The sequence below is a fragment of the Jeotgalibacillus proteolyticus genome (assembly GCF_002926065.1).
GTDB classification, from domain to species: domain Bacteria; phylum Bacillota; class Bacilli; order Bacillales; family Jeotgalibacillaceae; genus Jeotgalibacillus; species Jeotgalibacillus proteolyticus.
The window spans coordinates 571,281-588,137 of the sequence record NZ_PREZ01000001.1; the positions used below are offsets into that span (position 1 = coordinate 571,281).

General features: G+C 41.3%; 14 protein-coding genes. 7 read left to right on the top strand and 7 right to left on the bottom strand.

Features of this window, described 5'->3' with window-relative positions; translation table 11 throughout:
• Positions 1 to 11 precede the first annotated feature (11 nt).
• On the bottom strand, positions 12 to 779 hold the full coding sequence (gene yjfP, locus C4B60_RS02950) for an esterase (protein WP_104056500.1): 768 nt from the start codon (positions 777 to 779) through the stop codon (positions 12 to 14).
• Between the two features lie 157 nt (positions 780 to 936).
• On the opposite strand from yjfP, the gene C4B60_RS02955 reads away from it, so the two are divergent.
• Positions 937 to 1,746: a Cof-type HAD-IIB family hydrolase gene (locus C4B60_RS02955; RefSeq protein WP_104056501.1), complete on the top strand. Its 810-nt coding sequence runs from the start codon at positions 937 to 939 to the stop codon at positions 1,744 to 1,746.
• 36 nt (positions 1,747 to 1,782) lie between these two features.
• Here C4B60_RS02955 and C4B60_RS02960 read toward each other — a convergent pair whose 3' ends face one another.
• Entirely contained in the window at positions 1,783 to 2,676 is an 894-nt protein-coding gene (locus C4B60_RS02960) for a YitT family protein (RefSeq protein ID WP_425331141.1), read from the bottom strand.
• Between the two features lie 124 nt (positions 2,677 to 2,800).
• On the opposite strand from C4B60_RS02960, the gene C4B60_RS02965 reads away from it, so the two are divergent.
• Positions 2,801 to 3,673: a DegV family protein gene (locus tag C4B60_RS02965; protein WP_104056502.1), complete on the top strand. Its 873-nt coding sequence runs from the start codon at positions 2,801 to 2,803 to the stop codon at positions 3,671 to 3,673.
• 10 nt (positions 3,674 to 3,683) lie between these two features.
• On the top strand, positions 3,684 to 5,033 hold the full coding sequence (locus C4B60_RS02970; RefSeq protein WP_104056503.1) for a CoA-disulfide reductase: 1,350 nt from the start codon (positions 3,684 to 3,686) through the stop codon (positions 5,031 to 5,033).
• Between the two features lie 57 nt (positions 5,034 to 5,090).
• On the opposite strand, the gene C4B60_RS02975 is transcribed toward C4B60_RS02970, so the two are convergent.
• The 5 genes from C4B60_RS02975 to C4B60_RS02995 form a co-directional block, all read right to left on the bottom strand.
• Positions 5,091 to 6,116 (bottom strand): LacI family DNA-binding transcriptional regulator, encoded by a 1,026-nt coding sequence (locus C4B60_RS02975; RefSeq protein ID WP_104056504.1) that lies wholly within the window; start codon positions 6,114 to 6,116, stop codon positions 5,091 to 5,093.
• Between the two features lie 77 nt (positions 6,117 to 6,193).
• Positions 6,194 to 7,738 (bottom strand): alpha-amylase family glycosyl hydrolase, encoded by a 1,545-nt coding sequence (locus tag C4B60_RS02980; RefSeq protein ID WP_104056505.1) that lies wholly within the window; start codon positions 7,736 to 7,738, stop codon positions 6,194 to 6,196.
• A gap of 95 nt (positions 7,739 to 7,833) precedes the next feature.
• Positions 7,834 to 8,676 (bottom strand): sugar ABC transporter permease, encoded by an 843-nt coding sequence (locus C4B60_RS02985; RefSeq protein ID WP_104056506.1) that lies wholly within the window; start codon positions 8,674 to 8,676, stop codon positions 7,834 to 7,836.
• Positions 8,676 to 9,986 (bottom strand): carbohydrate ABC transporter permease, encoded by a 1,311-nt coding sequence (locus tag C4B60_RS02990; RefSeq protein WP_104056507.1) that lies wholly within the window; start codon positions 9,984 to 9,986, stop codon positions 8,676 to 8,678. Before C4B60_RS02990 ends, C4B60_RS02985 begins: the two co-directional genes overlap by 1 nt.
• 98 nt (positions 9,987 to 10,084) lie before the next feature.
• The gene (locus tag C4B60_RS02995; protein WP_104056508.1) at positions 10,085 to 11,359 is read right to left on the bottom strand and encodes a sugar ABC transporter substrate-binding protein; all 1,275 of its coding nucleotides are present in this window, start codon (positions 11,357 to 11,359) and stop codon (positions 10,085 to 10,087) included.
• Positions 11,360 to 11,719: 360 nt separating this feature from the next.
• Between C4B60_RS02995 and C4B60_RS03000 the strand changes: the two genes are divergently transcribed.
• From C4B60_RS03000 to C4B60_RS03015, 4 genes are all read left to right on the top strand, one after another.
• On the top strand, positions 11,720 to 13,477 hold the full coding sequence (locus tag C4B60_RS03000) for a glycoside hydrolase family 13 protein (protein WP_104056509.1): 1,758 nt from the start codon (positions 11,720 to 11,722) through the stop codon (positions 13,475 to 13,477).
• A gap of 43 nt (positions 13,478 to 13,520) precedes the next feature.
• Positions 13,521 to 14,879, top strand: a complete 1,359-nt coding sequence (locus C4B60_RS03005) for an MATE family efflux transporter (RefSeq protein ID WP_104056510.1) — start codon at positions 13,521 to 13,523, stop codon at positions 14,877 to 14,879.
• A gap of 206 nt (positions 14,880 to 15,085) precedes the next feature.
• Positions 15,086 to 15,427 carry a P-II family nitrogen regulator gene (locus C4B60_RS03010; RefSeq protein WP_104056511.1) on the top strand — a complete coding sequence of 114 codons (342 nt, stop codon included), beginning with the start codon at positions 15,086 to 15,088 and terminating at the stop codon, positions 15,425 to 15,427.
• A 29-nt stretch (positions 15,428 to 15,456) separates the two neighbouring features.
• Positions 15,457 to 16,839: an ammonium transporter gene (locus C4B60_RS03015; protein WP_104056512.1), complete on the top strand. Its 1,383-nt coding sequence runs from the start codon at positions 15,457 to 15,459 to the stop codon at positions 16,837 to 16,839.
• Positions 16,840 to 16,857 lie beyond the last annotated feature (18 nt).

The following is a 16,857-nucleotide window of genomic DNA, read 5'->3' on the forward strand; positions in this document are numbered from 1 at the left end:
AAATGTTATGTTTAAAGGTGCTTGCTAAACCACTTTACCGTCTCAAGAACTCCTTTTCTTGAAACCTTATGACCTGCATTTTCATCTGTAATAAACCTTATGTTATCGGGTTTATTCTCGTATTGAGGATACACTGTTTTAAAGAAAGTATGCGCAGGTTCATACGGCACGACTGTATCAGCTTTTCCATGCCAGAATAAAAGCGGCCGCTGCTTCAGTTTTTCAGGATGGAGGCTCAGGTCATAATCAGCCAATACCTTCAGCTGTTCTTCAATTTCCTCATCAGTCATCGGAAGCCTGAACCCGTTTTTCTTAAAATGATTTATCTGTGCTTTAGCGAATCCTACATAAGCAGGCGCCCCCATGAGACTTGCTGCAGCCTTAATCCATTCATACTGCGTCAGCGCACCAAGTGTTACTATCCCGCCCATTGATGAGCCGGTTAATCCAATTCTGCCTTTCTCGATCAGGTTCCTGCTTTCATATTCGTTCTTTATAATGTTAAGCTCCTCGATTGTTTGAATAACGATCTGCCAAAATCGTGTACTTAAAACAACTTCATTTAGATTCTGTCCTCTTTTACCATGGAGCATCGCATCAGGTAAAAGCACGCGAAAGCCTTCTTCAGCAAGCAGATAAGCAACATGCAGATTGTGCTCTTTTGCACTTGTAAACCCGTGTATAAAGAATACAGTCGGCAAAGGCTGAGCCGCATATTCTTCCTTCACTACATGCAGTAAAGGGATTTCTTTGATCGTTTCGTTTTGAATTGAAATCATATCGTGCATTTCCTCCCAGCAATTCGTTCACTTCTTTAATCGTACCATGTAACCCAATTAATGGCATGTGATTTGCCCATACAGACAGAATGTGATCTTGGAAGAAAAATGGTACAATTACTGGAGAATACACTTGACTAGCTAAAGGAGAACGGTGATGGAAAAGCATCTTATTGTATTGGACCTCGACGGAACACTTTTGACAGATGAAAAAATCATTTCTGAAAAAACGAAAACAACTCTTTTTAAAGCAAAAGAAGAAGGTCACGAAGTTATGATCGCAACAGGAAGACCATACAGAGCGAGTGAAGCCTATTATAAAGAGCTTGGCCTTACTACTCCAATCGTAAACTTTAATGGAGCATTTGTGCATAACCCGGTGAATCAAAGGTGGGGCGTTTTTCACGAACCAATGGATTTAAGGGTGGTCAGGGACGTCGTTGAAGCGTGTCAGGATTTCCAATTTCACAATATTGTTGCTGAAATACTCGATGACGTTTATTTGCATTATCATGATGAAAAGCTTTTGGATATTTTCAGCTTCGGCAACCCCGCCATTCAAACAGGCGACCTGAGAACCTATCTTCCTGCGAGCCCTACTAGCGTTCTGATTCATGCGGATGAAAAAGATGTACAAACTATTCGCAGCCATTTAGATGATGTTCATGCAGAGGTAATTGATCATCGCAGGTGGGGCGCTCCGTGGCATGTAATCGAATTAGTTAAAAAAGGGCTTAATAAGGCTGTAGGAATCAGGAAAGCGGCCGATGCTCTTACCATCCCGCAAAGCCGTATTATCGCTTTTGGGGATGAAGATAATGATATTGAAATGCTTGAATTTGCAGGAATCGGTGTGGCAATGGAAAATGGCATTAAATCTGTTCAGACAGCTGCAAATGAAATCACCGCTTCAAACAATGAAGATGGAATTGCATTATTTCTGGAACAAAGACTAAAACTTGTATAAAAATACGGCCCTTTTTAAAAAAGGGGCCGCATTTTTTTACTCATCCTTTCTGAAAAAGCCAAATACACCAGTTGTCTGCATCACGTTCGTAAAAGCATTAGGATCTACTTTATGAACAATGCGTTCAAGCTCAAAAAGCTCATACCGGGTAATAACAATAATCAGCATCTCCTTGCTTTCGTCCGTAAAGGCCCCCCTTGCAGGAACGATCGTGATCCCCCTGACAAGCCTTTCATGAATCGCATGCTTTACCTCGCTTGTCTTTTTCGTCACGATCATGGCAGTGAGTTTTTCATGTCTCGTATGAATCGCATCAATCATACGTGTAGACACATACAGCGTTACAAGTGTATATAATCCCTGCTCCCAGCCAAAAAGAAAACTCGCTGCTAAAATTATGCCTGAATTCATACTGAAAAAATAAATACCAACCGGTTTGTCGTGGAGTCTGGATAAAATCATCGCAATAATATCCATCCCCCCGGTCGAGGCACCCCACTTGAGGGTGAAACCTACGCCTATTCCTGCTATAACACCTCCAAAAACTGCGTTTAGCAAAATATCAGGCGATACCTCCACGATTGGAATAATCGCCAGGAATATCGTTGTAAAGCCTACAGAAATCATACTGTAAATCGTAAACATCCTGCCAACCCGCATCCATCCAAGGATAATCGCCGGGATATTTAAAATCAGCAGCAAAATTCCCGTTGAAATATAGATAGGTGTGAATTCATAAAAAATATTGGATAATAGCTGCGCCAGGCCAGTAAATCCGCTGGCAAAAACATTAGCCGGGATAAGAAACAGATTCAGTGCGACGGCATTTAAAGCAGCACCGATGATCACAACAATTATTTTTCTTACCTCAAGCCATATTGTTTCGTTTGATACTTTTGAAAGCGAAAATGATTCTTTTTGTTTTTTCAATTCTTCCCCTCCTATTCCGCCTCTTTATTTATTTACCTAATTCACCGGTTCCTACACCATTTCATTGTAAAATCCCGCTATAATCGCTAAACTTAAAATAAATGACTAAAAAGGGATGATGAAAATGGATTTTCAATTATTTGCTGACAGCGCCTCTGATTTGCCAAGGGACTACTTTTCGGAACATGATATTGTTCTCCTGCCTTTGCGTGTACATATCGATAAAGAAGAATACGAAGACCTTGTGACAATTGAGTCCAAGGATGTTTTTGATGCCATCCGTAACGGCAAGCAGCCGAAAACCTCCCAGGCCAGCCCCCAGCAGATGGAAGAAGAGTTTATCAAGCTTGCCGATTCAGGAAGAAAGGGACTGTATATTGCTTTTTCTTCGGAGTTATCAGGAACCTACCAGACAGCTGTTATGGTAAGAGATCAATTAAAAGAAGAATACCCTTCTTTAGATCTGGTTATTATAGACTCAAAGTCCGCATCGCTCGGTTATGGATTATCTGTAAAATATGCAGCGGATCTTATGAAGGAAGGCAAAGACCGGGATACAGTTGCAGAAGAAGCAGAATTTCATTGTCAGCATATGGAGCATCTTTTCACAGTTGAAGATCTTGATTACCTTGCAAAGGGCGGCCGTGTAACCAGAGCTTCGGCATTTATTGGGGGTCTGTTAAATATTAAGCCGCTGCTCCATGTTGAAGACGGAAAGCTGGTTCCCTTAGAAAAGCTTAGAGGCAAAAAGAAGCTGCTTAAAAGAATTATTGAGGTAATGAAAGAGCGCGGAGACGGGTTGGATCAGCAGGTTATCGGCATCAGCCACGGCGATGATGAACCGCTTGCCGAAGAAATTAAAACCATGATCATTGATGAATTTGGAACAACAGAATTTTTTACCGGATTAATTGGATCAGCTGTCGGTGCACATGCAGGTCCAGGCACACTCGCCATCTTCTTCTTGAACAAACTTCCGGATTCAGCTTCAAAATAAGGAGGAGCATATGAAAAAGAAAGTCGTAGTCGTTGGTGGAGTAGCAGGAGGTGCGACCTTCTCTTCTCAGCTTAGAATGCTGGATAAGGATATTGAAATTATTATTGTAGAAAAATCCGGCACTATGTCCTTTGCAAATTGCGGGATGCCCTATTACCTGGGAGGATTTATTAAGGAGCGGGAGAAGCTGATTGCCGCAACGCCTGAGTCCTTTCAAAAAGACCGCAACATAGAGGTAAGGCTTAGCCATGAAGCAATTTCAATTGACAGGGAAGAAAAAACATTACTCGTGCTAGACCATCATAACCAGCGGCGCTATACGGAAAAATATGACCTGCTTGTCCTATCACCAGGAGTTTCTCCTGTCATTCCTGATATACAGGGGCTTTCAAATGCAAACTGCTACACGCTTCGTGCTTATGAAGACATGCTTAGAATTGATGACGATCTAACTGCTAATAAATTTAAAAGTGTTTGTATCGTAGGTGGAGGGTTTATTGGCGTGGAAATGGCCGAAAACCTAAAAAACAGAGGACTTGAGGTATCACTCATACAACGGTCCGAGCATGTTTTAAGTGTTTTAGATAAAGATATGTCAGCAATAATAGAAGCCGAATTAATTGCTCAGGGAATCCATCTTCACAAAGACCTTACAATCAGCCGGATAGATGATAATGGACGCACGCTTTCGTTAACAGACGGCAGTACCATTGAAGCGGATTGTCTTATTCTGTCAGTAGGCGTTGCCCCGAACACAAAGCTTGCTGTTCACTCAAATCTTGCTATCGGGGAAACGACAGGCATTAAAGTAAATGAGTACATGCAGACAAGTGACCCTTCTATTTATGCTGTAGGCGATGTAATCGAAACAACTGATTTGATTACAGGAGATCCAAAACGGGTTCCTTTAGCTTGGGTTGCACATCGTCAGGCCTATGTTGCAGCAAAGCATATTACCCACAGTCCAGTCCCGTTTAAAGGAACGCTAGGGACATCGATATGCAAGGTTTTCACGCTAGATGCTGCCTCTCTTGGCTTAAATGAGGCCCATTTAAAAGAGAAGGAAATCGAGTATGAAACGGTTATCCACGAATCCAAACAGCATGCCGGCTATTTTCCCGGCGCCTCTGACCTGCGCTTAAAGGTGCACTTTTCTCCGATAGACGGAAAGATCTTTGGAGGTCAGGCAGTAGGCAGTGACGGTGTAGATAAGAGAATGGATATTTTATCCACTGCGATATCAAGCGGAATGACAGTTTTAGACCTGCAGGAAATTGAAGTTGCCTACGCTCCACCCTTCTCAAGTCCAAAGGACCCAATAAATATGATTGGCTATAAGGCAGCAAAAAAGATGAAATAAGCTAAAAACCCCTGATGGAAAACAATTTGTTTTCTTTCAGGGGTTTTTACATTCATCTTAGGCTTGTCCGGTGGATTGTCTTGTAACAATTTTATGCTCAATGATCACGCGTTTAAAGGGTTCATCATGATTTTCAATCCGTTTGATTAAATGCTTTGAAGCATGATACCCCAGTTCGTAAATATTTATATCGACAGAGGATAAAGGCGGCCTGGCCATTTCAGAGAATAGCACATTATTAAAGCTTAAAACAGAGAGATCTTCCGGTACAGATATACCAAGACTGTTTAATGTATTAAGAACCCCTAGAGCCATTAAATCGTCTGCAACCAACAATGCTGTAGGACGCTCATGTAAAGGCAGTTCCATTAATTCACACACAGCCGTCCTTCCGCCTTCAAGCAGAAAGCTTTGGTGAAGAATATAATTCTGCCGAATTGGTATATCCGCTTCTTCTAATGCTTTTTTATAACCCTTTAATCTTTCTACCGTGACCACCAAATCGACATCACCTCCAATAAAAGCAAGCCGTGTATGCCCAAGTGAAAGAAGGAAGTTGGCTGCATCCTTAGACGCCTGAAAATTGTTATTATCCACGTGCGTAATTTCATTTACAAAGCTATAAGGCTTACCGATCATCACAAAAGGAAAATTTCTTTCCCTAAGATACGTAAGAATCCGATCCTCTACCTTTGAATAAAGAAGCACTACCCCGTCCACCCGGCCGCCCTGTACCATTTGAATAACTCCATTGTAAATATCCTCATCATTTTGTCCGGTTACCATTTGAAGGGCATACTGCTTTTCATGCGCTCCTACACTTAATCCCCGAAGAACAGTTGGGAAAAAAGGATTTTGAAAAAATACATCGGAAGAACCTGGAGTAACCAGGCCAAGAACCTGGGTGGATTGATTGGCAAGGCTTCTCGCAATAAAATTCGGATGGTATCCAAGCTCCTTCATGGCTGCTCGGACTTTTTCCTTCGTCTTATCGCTGATTCGGGGGTTATTCGCAATAACCCTTGATACAGTAGAGGGGGCTACATTTGCAAACTTAGCTACATCCTTAATGGTTACTGACATACACTCACCCCTTCTTGTTTACGCTTTCACATAACAACCGACAAAAGCCGGCACATCCGCTGTACCGGCTGCTGACTTTACTTTGTGCGTTTCTTGCCTCTTTTAGCCATAAAGATGAACATACCGATAAAGAACACCCATACTGCTGCAATGCCAGCCAATAAACCATAATTAAAGCTGCTTTTCCCGGTAAGTGCATAAATTTCAGCTACCTCCCGATCCAGTACGATAGTATATTTATTATCATCTTCTCTTACAAGATCACCATTAAGCAGGCCTCTCAGCTCATTATTTTCACTCAGCTGCTCTGTATTTAGGGTGACAGTTTGCGTTTGGCTTGTATTATTGATGGCGATTACTGCCGTTTCATCTTCATATTCCCGCTTATAAACAAGCATACCGTCATCGTTATGGAGTACTTCAAGCGTACCTCTGGTCAGAGCGGGCAGCTCCTGTCGAAGACGGCCCACTTCACCAATATAGTTTTTTAAGTCCTCATCAAGATTAAAGTTCATTAACTGCCTATTATCCGGATCTTCCCCTCCGTTTAATGCTATCTCAGAACCATAATACATAATAGGGATTCCCGGCACAGTAAACATGAAGGCGGTGGCCAATTCCCATCTCGTTACAGGCAGCATATTATTTTCAACCGCCAAATAAGTGAACCTTGACATATCATGGTTGTCGATAAAGGTTCCCATTACATACGGATCAGGAAAAAACTGCTGATTGTACTCCCAATAATTAAATAATCTTGAGGTATCCTGATCCACATTTTGAAATGAACCTCTCATTTGCTCGGCTAGCGGGAAGTCAACAAAACCATCAATTCCGGTATCAGCATATTCCGCAATTTTACGGATATCCGTGTCATAGACTTCTCCAAGAAGGTAAAAGTCATCTTTAACTGACTTAACTTCCTGTGAAAATCCCTCCCAAAAATCGACTGGAACATGCTTTACCGTATCCAGACGGTAGCCGTCAATATCTGTTTCCTCTATCCACCACTTAGCAGCATCAAATAAGTATTCCCGCACTTCGGGGTTTTCGGTATTTAAATCCGGCAGGCCGTAGATCCAGCCATTTTCAAGCTGCTCAGGATCATTATTATTCATAATTGGCTGCTCTTCATGGTACCAGTCTTCTTTTTCCGGATCATCAACCCATGGATGGTTCGGACCTGTATGGTTTACAACAAAATCTAAAATCACTTTAATGTCTCTGTCATGGGCTGCATTCACTAAATCCTTAAATTCGTCCATGGTGCCGAAATGATCTTCTGTGTTATAAAAGTCCTCAATCCAGTAGCCGTGATAGCCTCCCTCTTCATTTTGAAAAACCGGTGTAAGCCATATTGCGGTAAAGCCCATCTCCTCAATATAGTCCAGACGATTCTGAATCCCTTTAAAATCTCCTCCGTGGTAGGCTGACGGGTCCTGGGTATTTACTTGATAATCATTAGAATTGTCGCCATTTGAAAAGCGGTCAACCATTAAAAAGTAAATGGATTCATCCTGCCACTTTCTCTCTTCCTTTTCAACAGCATTTACTCCTGAAGTAAAAACGCTATTAAAAAGAAGGAGAGTGATGAGAAAAAGAGCTGTTTTAACTCTTCTCATCTCTGCTCCTCCTCCTTCTGTTTCAATGGCTAAAGCCTTAGAAACGTTCTATTTAATTTTAACTTCAAGCATGCCAAAAGAGTCTATTTTTTCTGTTATCCTTTCGTTCCTCCCGCTGTAAGCCCTGCAATCAGGAAGCGCTGGGAGAGAAGATAAACGATTGCTATTGGAATAGCAATTAAAATGGAGCCTGCAGCAAAACGGGTGAAGTTATTATCGAACTGATTGCTGATGAAGTTGAATAATCCTAATGCGAGTGTAAAATTTTCCGGGTTTCGTAATATGATACGCGGAAGCAAAAAGTCTACAAACGGGGCCATGAAGTTGAATAAAGCGACAACTCCAAGAATCGGCTTTGCAAGAGGAAGCATAATTCTAAAAAACACACCTAAATGTCCAGCACCATCAATACGGGCTGCTTCATCAAGTTCTTTAGGTATTGTATCAAAATATCCTTTTACTAGCCAAGCATTAAAAGGAATTTGCCCTCCGATATAAATTAATGTCAGCCCAACTAAGCTGTCCAAAAGCCCAACCATGTTCAGCATAACGTAAATAGCGACCATTGCCATAATAGCAGGAAACATCTGTAACAGTAAAAATGCATACAGCCCGTATTTTCTCCCTACAAAACGGTAGCGTGAAAAAGCATATGCGACAAACGATGTCAGCACCACAGAGAAAAATGCATTAGCGACAGCGACCATCACACTGTTTTTATACCAGGTTAAATAGTTGCTCGAAGGATCGGTAAAAAGCCATTTATAATGCACAAGCGACCAGTTATCCGGGATCAGCTGAGCTGAATAAAGGCTTGTTCCGGGATTTAAAGACATTCCTACTGTCCACAGAAGAGGGTAACCGATCACAATTGCCATAAAAGCTAAAAATAAATAGATTAGTGTGACCTCTACATTGGATTTCACTTTACGGCTCATTAAATATTCCCCTCCTCTTTAAACGCGCGTGTTCTTCTAAACTGGAAGATCGCAAAGCCTGTTACGATCAAGCCGAGGATAATTGTAATGGCAGCGGCCATACTGTATTGATTTAATTCAAACGTTAAATCATATACCCATGAAATTAAAATATCCGTTCCGCCGGCATTCTGCCCCCTTACAGCTGGTCCGCCTTCGTTAAATAAGTAAATGATATTGAAATTATTAAAATTGCCGGCATACTGCATGATCAAAAGCGGTGCAGTAGCAAACAGTACATGCGGAAGTGTTATATTTCTGAATTTCTGAAAGCGGCTTGCTCCATCAACTTCAGCCGCTTCATACCAATCCTTCGAAATACTTTGAAGAATTCCTGTAAATAAAGCAAATACAAAAGGAAAGCCAAGCCACGTCTGAATCATTATTAACGCGATTCTTGTATAAAACGGATCCTGAAGCCACGGGATGGAAAGATTGAATAAGGCCAGGATATCTGTATTTATTGCACCGAAACGATCGTTAAACATAGCAGCAAAAACTAAAATGGTTACAAATGCCGGCACAGCCCAAGGTAAAATTAATATTGTTCTGATCAGGCGTTTAAACTTAATTCTAGGGTCGTTAACAAGTAAAGCCAAAAATAGCCCAAGAGAAATCTGAAGTGTAGTCGCCACTAGCGTCCAGACAATAGTCCATGTAAAAACACTGATAAATGTGTCTTGCCAAATATTATTTCCGGCACCGCCCGTTTCAAAAAACAGACGGGCAAAGTTATCAAACCCAACCCATGAAAGCAAAGCTCTTGGAGGCTGTGTGTATTGACTGTAATCCGTAAAAGCAAGCGCTACAGTAAACATAAGCGGAAGAATAACAATAAACGCAAGCATAATCAGGCCTGGAGTTATAAAGAAATAAGGAAATCCTGTATCCCACACATTTCTGACGCCTTCTTTAAATGTTGGCGTTTTTTCACCGTTGCGGATTCTGATGGCATCTTTTTTTGCATCCCTGACATTTGCTATGTAAAGGGTCAGCGCAAAGGCGATCAGAATAATTGAGATTAATCCGTAAATTAATAAAAAGATCGAGTGATCAGTACCCTGAAGCGTACCGAGGGTCATAATCCCCCAAATTCCATAATTAATAAATTCAGCAAGGGTTACAATAAATGATACTTCCAAGATGATAAAAATGATTCCTTTAACATATCTGCGGTTGTACAGCTGGCCTAAACCTGCAAGCAGAATGGATAAGACCATTGCTATTTTCGGGTTATGATTTTTTCTGGCTGTTGGATTATTAGCTGACATCTCATCGCCTCCCTAGCGTATTTCCAGAGGAAAAGTTTTTCCTATAAAACGCAGTGGATAGAAGGAATCCTTCTATCCACCGGTTTTTTTAATGTGAATTATTGTTGTGAAGTTGCGATATTATCTTCAATTGTTTGAACGGCTTCATCAAGCACTTCTTTAACATCATTCCCCTGAGCGATGAATTGAAGCGCATTATTAATTGGATCCCATACCTGCTGCATTTCAGGTGTTGAAGGCATTGGAGTTCCATACTGGATTTGTTCTGCAAATGCAGAGATTAACTCGTTGGAAGTAACGGCTTCTCCTTCAAGAGCTGCCTGGTTTGCCGGCATCTCGCCTGCTTCTTCAAAATAAAGCGTTGAGTTTTCTTCATTTGTAATGAATAATGCTAAGTCAGTTGCCCACTCTTTATTTTCGGAGTAGTCAGACACCATCCATGATTTTACCCCAACAAATGAAGTGGCATTAGTTCCTTCAACAGTTGGAAGGATTGCTGTTCCAAGGCTGTCGCCAAGAGCCTCCTCATAGGCAGGAATATTCCATGGACCCGAGATAACTGTAGCAACCTTGCCGTCAGTGAACAGCCCGTTCATTACATCCGGGTTAATTTCAATTGGAATATAACCATTTTCATACCATGACTGAATTAATTCTCCTCCAGCCACAGCTCCTTCATTATTTAGACCAATGTCCGTAACATCATAAGATCCGCCTTCATTATTGAAGACATAAGCGCCATTAGCACCAAAGAAAGGATAGGAGAAGTAGAAGTTAGCAGCTTCCATTAAGAAGCCATAAGTTCCAGCTCCCTCGTCTGTCTGCTCTTCTGCGACTGCTGTTAAATCTTCTACAGTAACAGGTGCTTCATCTACAAGATCTTTATTATAAAAAGTAGCATATGTTTCCACTACAAGTGGTGCACCATAAATTTCTCCGTCATATGTTACCGCTTCAATAGCTGTTTCAGAATAATCACCTTCTGTATCCCCTAAGTCAAGAGGAGCAGCTAGTCCCTGTAAAACAACACTCCCGATGCGATCATGCGGCTGGAAGAAAAGATCTGGACCATTTCCTGCGGGCCCATCAAGATTTAACGCCTCAATCTGATCCAGCATATTCATCGGCGTTACATCAACTTCAATCCCTGTTTCTTCTGTATATTTTTCAAAAATCTGATCTAACGCAGCTTTTTGAGATTCACTGTCATTTACCCATACCTTTAGTGATTCCGGTTTCTCTTCTTCTGTGCTTTCACCGGATCCTCCGTTATTCTCTGTGGATCCTTCTCCTTCTTCACGGTCAGGTGCACAAGCGCCAAGCACTCCGGCTAATAGAAGTGACGAAGCTAAAACTGATACATATTTTTTCAAAATTGACTCCTCCTAAAGGTTTTTTCGGCTTTTGAACAACCGTTTGCACAACTCCTTTTAAAAAGATGCTATAGGAATTGTCCCTATAACATTTAAAACGCTTACATAAAGACTTGTGAAACCGATTGCACAACCTCTACTTTATTATAATTAACTTTTAAAATATTACAATACTTTTTTCGCTATTTTTTAACAAAACTATTTCGCCAGATTCTTTCACCTGTTTTTTCATCCTGTTCCTTATTAACGTCTGATCTTTTTTCTGCTTGTAAATTGACATCCCCTAATCTATCCAATACTCTTATAGGCAATTAGATTGGAGAACCCCTCCATTCAATTCACTACATAGGAGCTGATTTGATGATAAGAGAAGCCGTCCAGCACCGGGCTAACCGCATTGATGCCTACGCAATTAATTCAAAGGAGCTGCAAATTCTTTTAAAGACGAAAAAAAATGATGTGGAAAAAGTTGAACTATTAATTGGGGATCCCTACGACTGGAAAGGCAGCAGATGGAACTTCACAACCGTTTCCATGACAATAAGCGGACGGGATGAACTGTTTGATTATTGGATTGCAAACGTGACCCCTGAGCTGAGAAGGCTTCGTTACGGCTTTAACCTATTTAATAAGAAAGAAAGCGTTTTCTATGGAGAAAAAGGGTTCAGAAATGATCCACCTGAAGACATAGGTGATTACTTCTGTTTCCCTTACCTGAATAAAGCGGATATCTTCACTGCGCCGGAATGGGTTAAGAATACAGTCTGGTATCAAATATTTCCTGAACGTTTTGCAAATGGGGATCCCTCCCTTAACCCGGAGAGCACCGTTCCATGGGGCAGTGAGGAACCGAAGGTAAACAACTTCTTCGGAGGGGATCTGCAGGGTGTGATTGATCATCTGGACTATTTAGAGGATCTCGGAATTTCAGGCATTTATTTCACCCCTATTTTTAAGGCAACTTCAAATCATAAATATGATACAATCGACTATTTCGAGATCGATGAGCACTTTGGAGATAAAGAACTCTTAAAGAAGCTAATAGCTGAATGTAAAAACAGGGGAATCCGTGTGATGCTGGATGCTGTATTTAATCACGGTGGCTTTTACTTCCCTCCGTTTCAGGACGTGCTGAAGCGTGGAAAGGGATCAAAATACAATGAATGGTTCCACCTCTGGGAGTATCCCGTTGAAACAAGGCCAAAGCCGAATTATGATACGTTCGGGTTCGAATACAAGATGCCGAAATTCAACACAGAGAATCCTGAAGTTAAAAATTACTTATTAGAGGTTGGCCGCTATTGGGCACGTGAATTTGATATTGACGCCTGGCGTCTTGATGTTGCAAACGAAGTAGATCAATCGTTTTGGAGAGAATTCAGAAAAGAGGTTAAAGCAATCAACCCGGACCTGTATATTCTGGGAGAGATCTGGCATGATGCCATACCATGGCTAAAAGGTGATCAGTTTGATGCAGTGATGAATTATCCCTTCACGAATAATGTTCTGCTTCTTTTTGCAAAAAAAGAAATTACACCAAAGCAATTTGTGGAAAACATGACGAAGGTTCAGCATATGTATCCAAAGAATATAAATTTGGTGACCTTCAATTTGGTTGGAAGCCATGATACTCCGAGAATTCTTACTGAATGCGGCAATGATAAACAAAGCTTAAAGCAGGTCTTTACCCTCCTTCTTACTTATTACGGAACACCATCCATTTATTACGGGGATGAAATCGGCTTAACAGGGGAACAGGACCCGGGGTGCAGAAAGTGTATGGAATGGGAGGAGCATAACCAGGATACTGATCTCCGGGATTTTGTAAAAACACTCATTTCTCTAAGAAAGAAAGAGCCATTACTCGCAAATGAAGGCAGTTTTATCTTTTTGTCTCCTGAATTAAGCGATAAAAGCTTCGGTTATGTTCATTCTAACGATACGGAATCCATCATCGTTTTATTCAATACTTCTGATAAAAAAGATAAGGTTAAGCTGCTATTTGACTCCACTCCTTCAAGTGTAGACGATTTACTGACAGACCAAAAGATCAAGTGGAAAAATGGAAAAATTACTTTGGAACCTCATGAAGCAAAGCTTATAAAACTAACACATTAAATTACCGGGACTGTCAATTAACTAATTGAACAGTCCCATTCTTATGACAGTTAGGAGAACGCAAGTGAAAAAAACAACAAAACTTACACTTTTCGCCTTGACCTGGCCAATTTTTATTGAAATTGCGCTGCATATGCTGATGGGTAATGCTGATACATTAATGCTCAGTCAACATTCAGACAGCAGCGTGGCGGCGGTAGGGGTTTCAAATCAGCTATTATCATTAATTATAATTATGTTTGGCTTTATCGCAGCTGGCACCTCTATTCTAGTTGCACAATATATTGGCGCAGCCAGTGAAAGAAAAGCTGCAGAGATCTCTGTTGTTTCACTTGCAGCCAATCTTGTTTTTGGCCTCGTGCTCAGTGTCCTGATTTTTATCTTTGATGATCAGATACTGCAGCTGATGGATATACCCGATGAGCTTGTCGGGGAAGCCTTGTTTTATTTAAAGGTGGTAGGCGGTCTTTCCTTTGTCCAGGCACTGATTATGACAGCTGGAGCAGTCTTAAGAAGCTATGGTTTTACAAAGGATGCCATGTACGTCACATTAGGTATGAATATCATTAACGTTATCGGCAACTATCTTTTCATTTTCGGACCAGTTGGAGTTCCGATTCTCGGGGTTGAAGGGGTGGCCTACGCTACAGTTGCAGCCCGAATCATTGGTTTAGCTGTTATTTTAGTTCTTTTACTTAAAAGGGTCCCTTCCTCTCTTCCCTTCGGACAATTGTTTTCTTTACCTATTACGCATCTGAAAAACTTATTGAAAATCGGTATCCCTTCAGCTGGTGAGCAGCTTTCGTATAATGCTTCCCAGCTAGTCATAATGGCTTTTATTGCTGTACTGGGGACAGAAGCGCTGACCACAAGAGTTTATGCCATAAATCTAATGATGTTTATCTTTTTATTTTCAATAGCGATCAGTCAGGGAACTCAGATTTTAGTCAGCCATATGGTCGGAGCAGAAAAATATGAGGACGCCTATCAAAGAGGAATCAAAAGCTTAAAGCTCGCTGTGGGGCTCACTTTTATCATCTCTCTCTTATTTTCCATTGCCTCAGGTCATCTTCTCGGTATTTTTACTGATAACCCCGACATTATTGCTGTCGGTACAGTGCTTATTTATTTAACCATCCTTCTTGAACCGGGTCGAAGCTTTAATCTCGTCCTTATAAACTCTTTAAGGGCTGCAGGAGATGTGCGTTTTCCGGCATACGTCGGAATTGCTTATCAATGGGGCATCGCAGTTTCCTTATCTTACTTATTTGGAATCGTTTTTGGTCTCGGTTTAGCTGGAATGTGGATCGCTTTTATACTCGATGAATGGATACGCGGTTTTATTATGCTTAGAAGGTGGCGTTCAAGGACCTGGATGCGTCAACAGATTTTAAAAAGTTAAAAGTAAGTTCAATCGTTTATGTAAAGGGGTTTGTTGAGAAACAAACCCCTTTTTCGTGTGAAGTTTTCTAACATAAAAATAAGTTTTTTATAAAAAAGGTTGCTTTTTAGTAATTTTCTGAATATTATTAGTATCATAGTTACATTGATGTTATGAAACCTAACATCATTTTTGCGTTAGAAAATATAACATGAGGAGTGAAAGACGTGAAAAAAATCGAAGCAATTGTGCGGCCTGAAGTTTTTCAAGAGCTGCGTGAGTCACTGGTTCATATTGGAATAAGCGGTCTAACAGTATTTGAAGCTGCAGGCTGCGGTAATCAAAAAGGGAAGCGTGGAGCTTTCCGGGGGACTACCTATGAGCTGCCTCTTGTTTCGCGTATCAAGGTTGAAATGGTGACAGACGATCATAAGGTGGACGAAATCATTGAAGCCATCATTGAAGCGTGCGGAACAGGGAATGTGGGAGACGGAAAGATCTTTATTTCTCAAATTGACGAGGTCATTCGCATCAGAAATGGCGAGCGAGGAAAAGAAGCTGTTTTATAAATAGAGAAAAATCATCAGGAGGTGCAATAATGAAAAAGAAAATTGGGTCAATTGTACTTATTGGAAGTCTAGTAGCAACGAGCGTTTCTGCTGCACCAGTCACACCGGAAAGTGTTCAGCTTTCTGTTGATACAATGTGGATCATGATTGCTGCTATTTTAGTATTTTTCATGCATGCCGGCTTCGCCATGGTAGAATCAGGCTTTACTCGGGCAAAAAATACACTGAATATTCTTATGAAGAATATTTTAACCATCTCAATCGGATCCATTGTTTACTTTTTAGTAGGCTATGGCATTATGTTTGGTGATTCAAACGGCTTTATTGGAACAACCGGATTTACACTTTCAGGAGTTGAAGATATCGGATTCTTCGTCTTCCAAGCCGTTTTTGCGGCTACATGCGCCACTATTATATCAGGTGCTGTTGCTGAGCGTGTAAAACTTAGCAGCTATCTGCTTATAACTCTAGTTATGACCGGCTTTATCTATCCTGTAGTGGGTCACTGGGTCTGGGGCGGCGGCTGGATAGCTGAACTCGGTTTTGTAGACTTTGCCGGCTCAACAGTTGTTCACTTAACGGGAGCTGTTGGAGCATTTATGGTTGTGCTGTTCCTTGGAGCACGTATTGGAAAATATAACGGAAAAGAAGTTAATGCAATACCGGGTCATAATATTCCGCTTGGTGCATTAGGTGTCTTTATCCTTTGGTTTGGCTGGTTTGGATTTAATGGAGGAAGCTCCCTTGCAGCAGATCCATCACTGATCCCAAGTGTTATCTCAACCACCCTGCTATCTGCTTCCGGCGGTGTTGCAGCATCTGCTTTATACTCGACGATCAGATTCAAAAAGCTTGATCCTTCCATTACATTAAATGGCGCTTTGGGCGGTTTAGTAGGAATCACAGCCGGAACAGCCAATGTATCTTTAACAGGAGCTATTATTATTGGATTAATTGCTGGGGTAATTCTTGTAGAGGGTATCCGCTTTATCGATGTTGTACTGCGAGTGGATGATCCGGTTGGCGCGGTTGCTGTTCACGGAGTTTGTGGAATTTGGGGTACTCTTGCAGTAGGCTTATTCGATACTGTTAATGGTGCATTTTACGGAGGCGGTCTCGGATTGCTTGGCGTACAGGCAATTGGCGTCGGCGCCGTCATCCTGTGGACTTCTGCAGCTGTAGCGGTCACTGTGTTTATCCTTAAATCTGCAGGCGGCATTCGTGTTGCACGTGAAGAAGAGCTTGCAGGTCTTGATTATGCAGAACATGGCTCAAATGCGTATGAATTTAAAGAGTCTTTAACATCTTCAAGCTCAAAACAAACGGGCAATGCTGGCAGCGGAGATCTTGTGGAACGCTTAAACCAGCTTGGGTCCTCTTCTAAAGAGCCCGCCGCAAGAAAATCCGTTTAATACAATACAATAAAAAGA

What these genes read in the sequence shown, in the direction of transcription:
- yjfP (WP_104056500.1), bottom strand. Translation starts at nt 779, where the DNA reads ATGATTTCAATTCAAAACGAAACGATCAAAGAAATCCCTTTACTGCAT.
- C4B60_RS02965 (WP_104056502.1), top strand. Translation starts at nt 2,801, where the DNA reads ATGGATTTTCAATTATTTGCTGACAGCGCCTCTGATTTGCCAAGGGAC.
- C4B60_RS02990 (WP_104056507.1), bottom strand. Translation starts at nt 9,986, where the DNA reads ATGTCAGCTAATAATCCAACAGCCAGAAAAAATCATAACCCGAAAATA.
- C4B60_RS03015 (WP_104056512.1), top strand. Translation starts at nt 15,457, where the DNA reads ATGAAAAAGAAAATTGGGTCAATTGTACTTATTGGAAGTCTAGTAGCA.
- C4B60_RS02970 (WP_104056503.1), top strand. Translation starts at nt 3,684, where the DNA reads ATGAAAAAGAAAGTCGTAGTCGTTGGTGGAGTAGCAGGAGGTGCGACC.
- C4B60_RS03000 (WP_104056509.1), top strand. Translation starts at nt 11,720, where the DNA reads ATGATAAGAGAAGCCGTCCAGCACCGGGCTAACCGCATTGATGCCTAC.
- C4B60_RS02985 (WP_104056506.1), bottom strand. Translation starts at nt 8,676, where the DNA reads ATGAGCCGTAAAGTGAAATCCAATGTAGAGGTCACACTAATCTATTTA.
- C4B60_RS02955 (WP_104056501.1), top strand. Translation starts at nt 937, where the DNA reads ATGGAAAAGCATCTTATTGTATTGGACCTCGACGGAACACTTTTGACA.
- C4B60_RS02975 (WP_104056504.1), bottom strand. Translation starts at nt 6,116, where the DNA reads ATGTCAGTAACCATTAAGGATGTAGCTAAGTTTGCAAATGTAGCCCCC.
- C4B60_RS03005 (WP_104056510.1), top strand. Translation starts at nt 13,521, where the DNA reads ATGACAGTTAGGAGAACGCAAGTGAAAAAAACAACAAAACTTACACTT.
- C4B60_RS02980 (WP_104056505.1), bottom strand. Translation starts at nt 7,738, where the DNA reads ATGAGAAGAGTTAAAACAGCTCTTTTTCTCATCACTCTCCTTCTTTTT.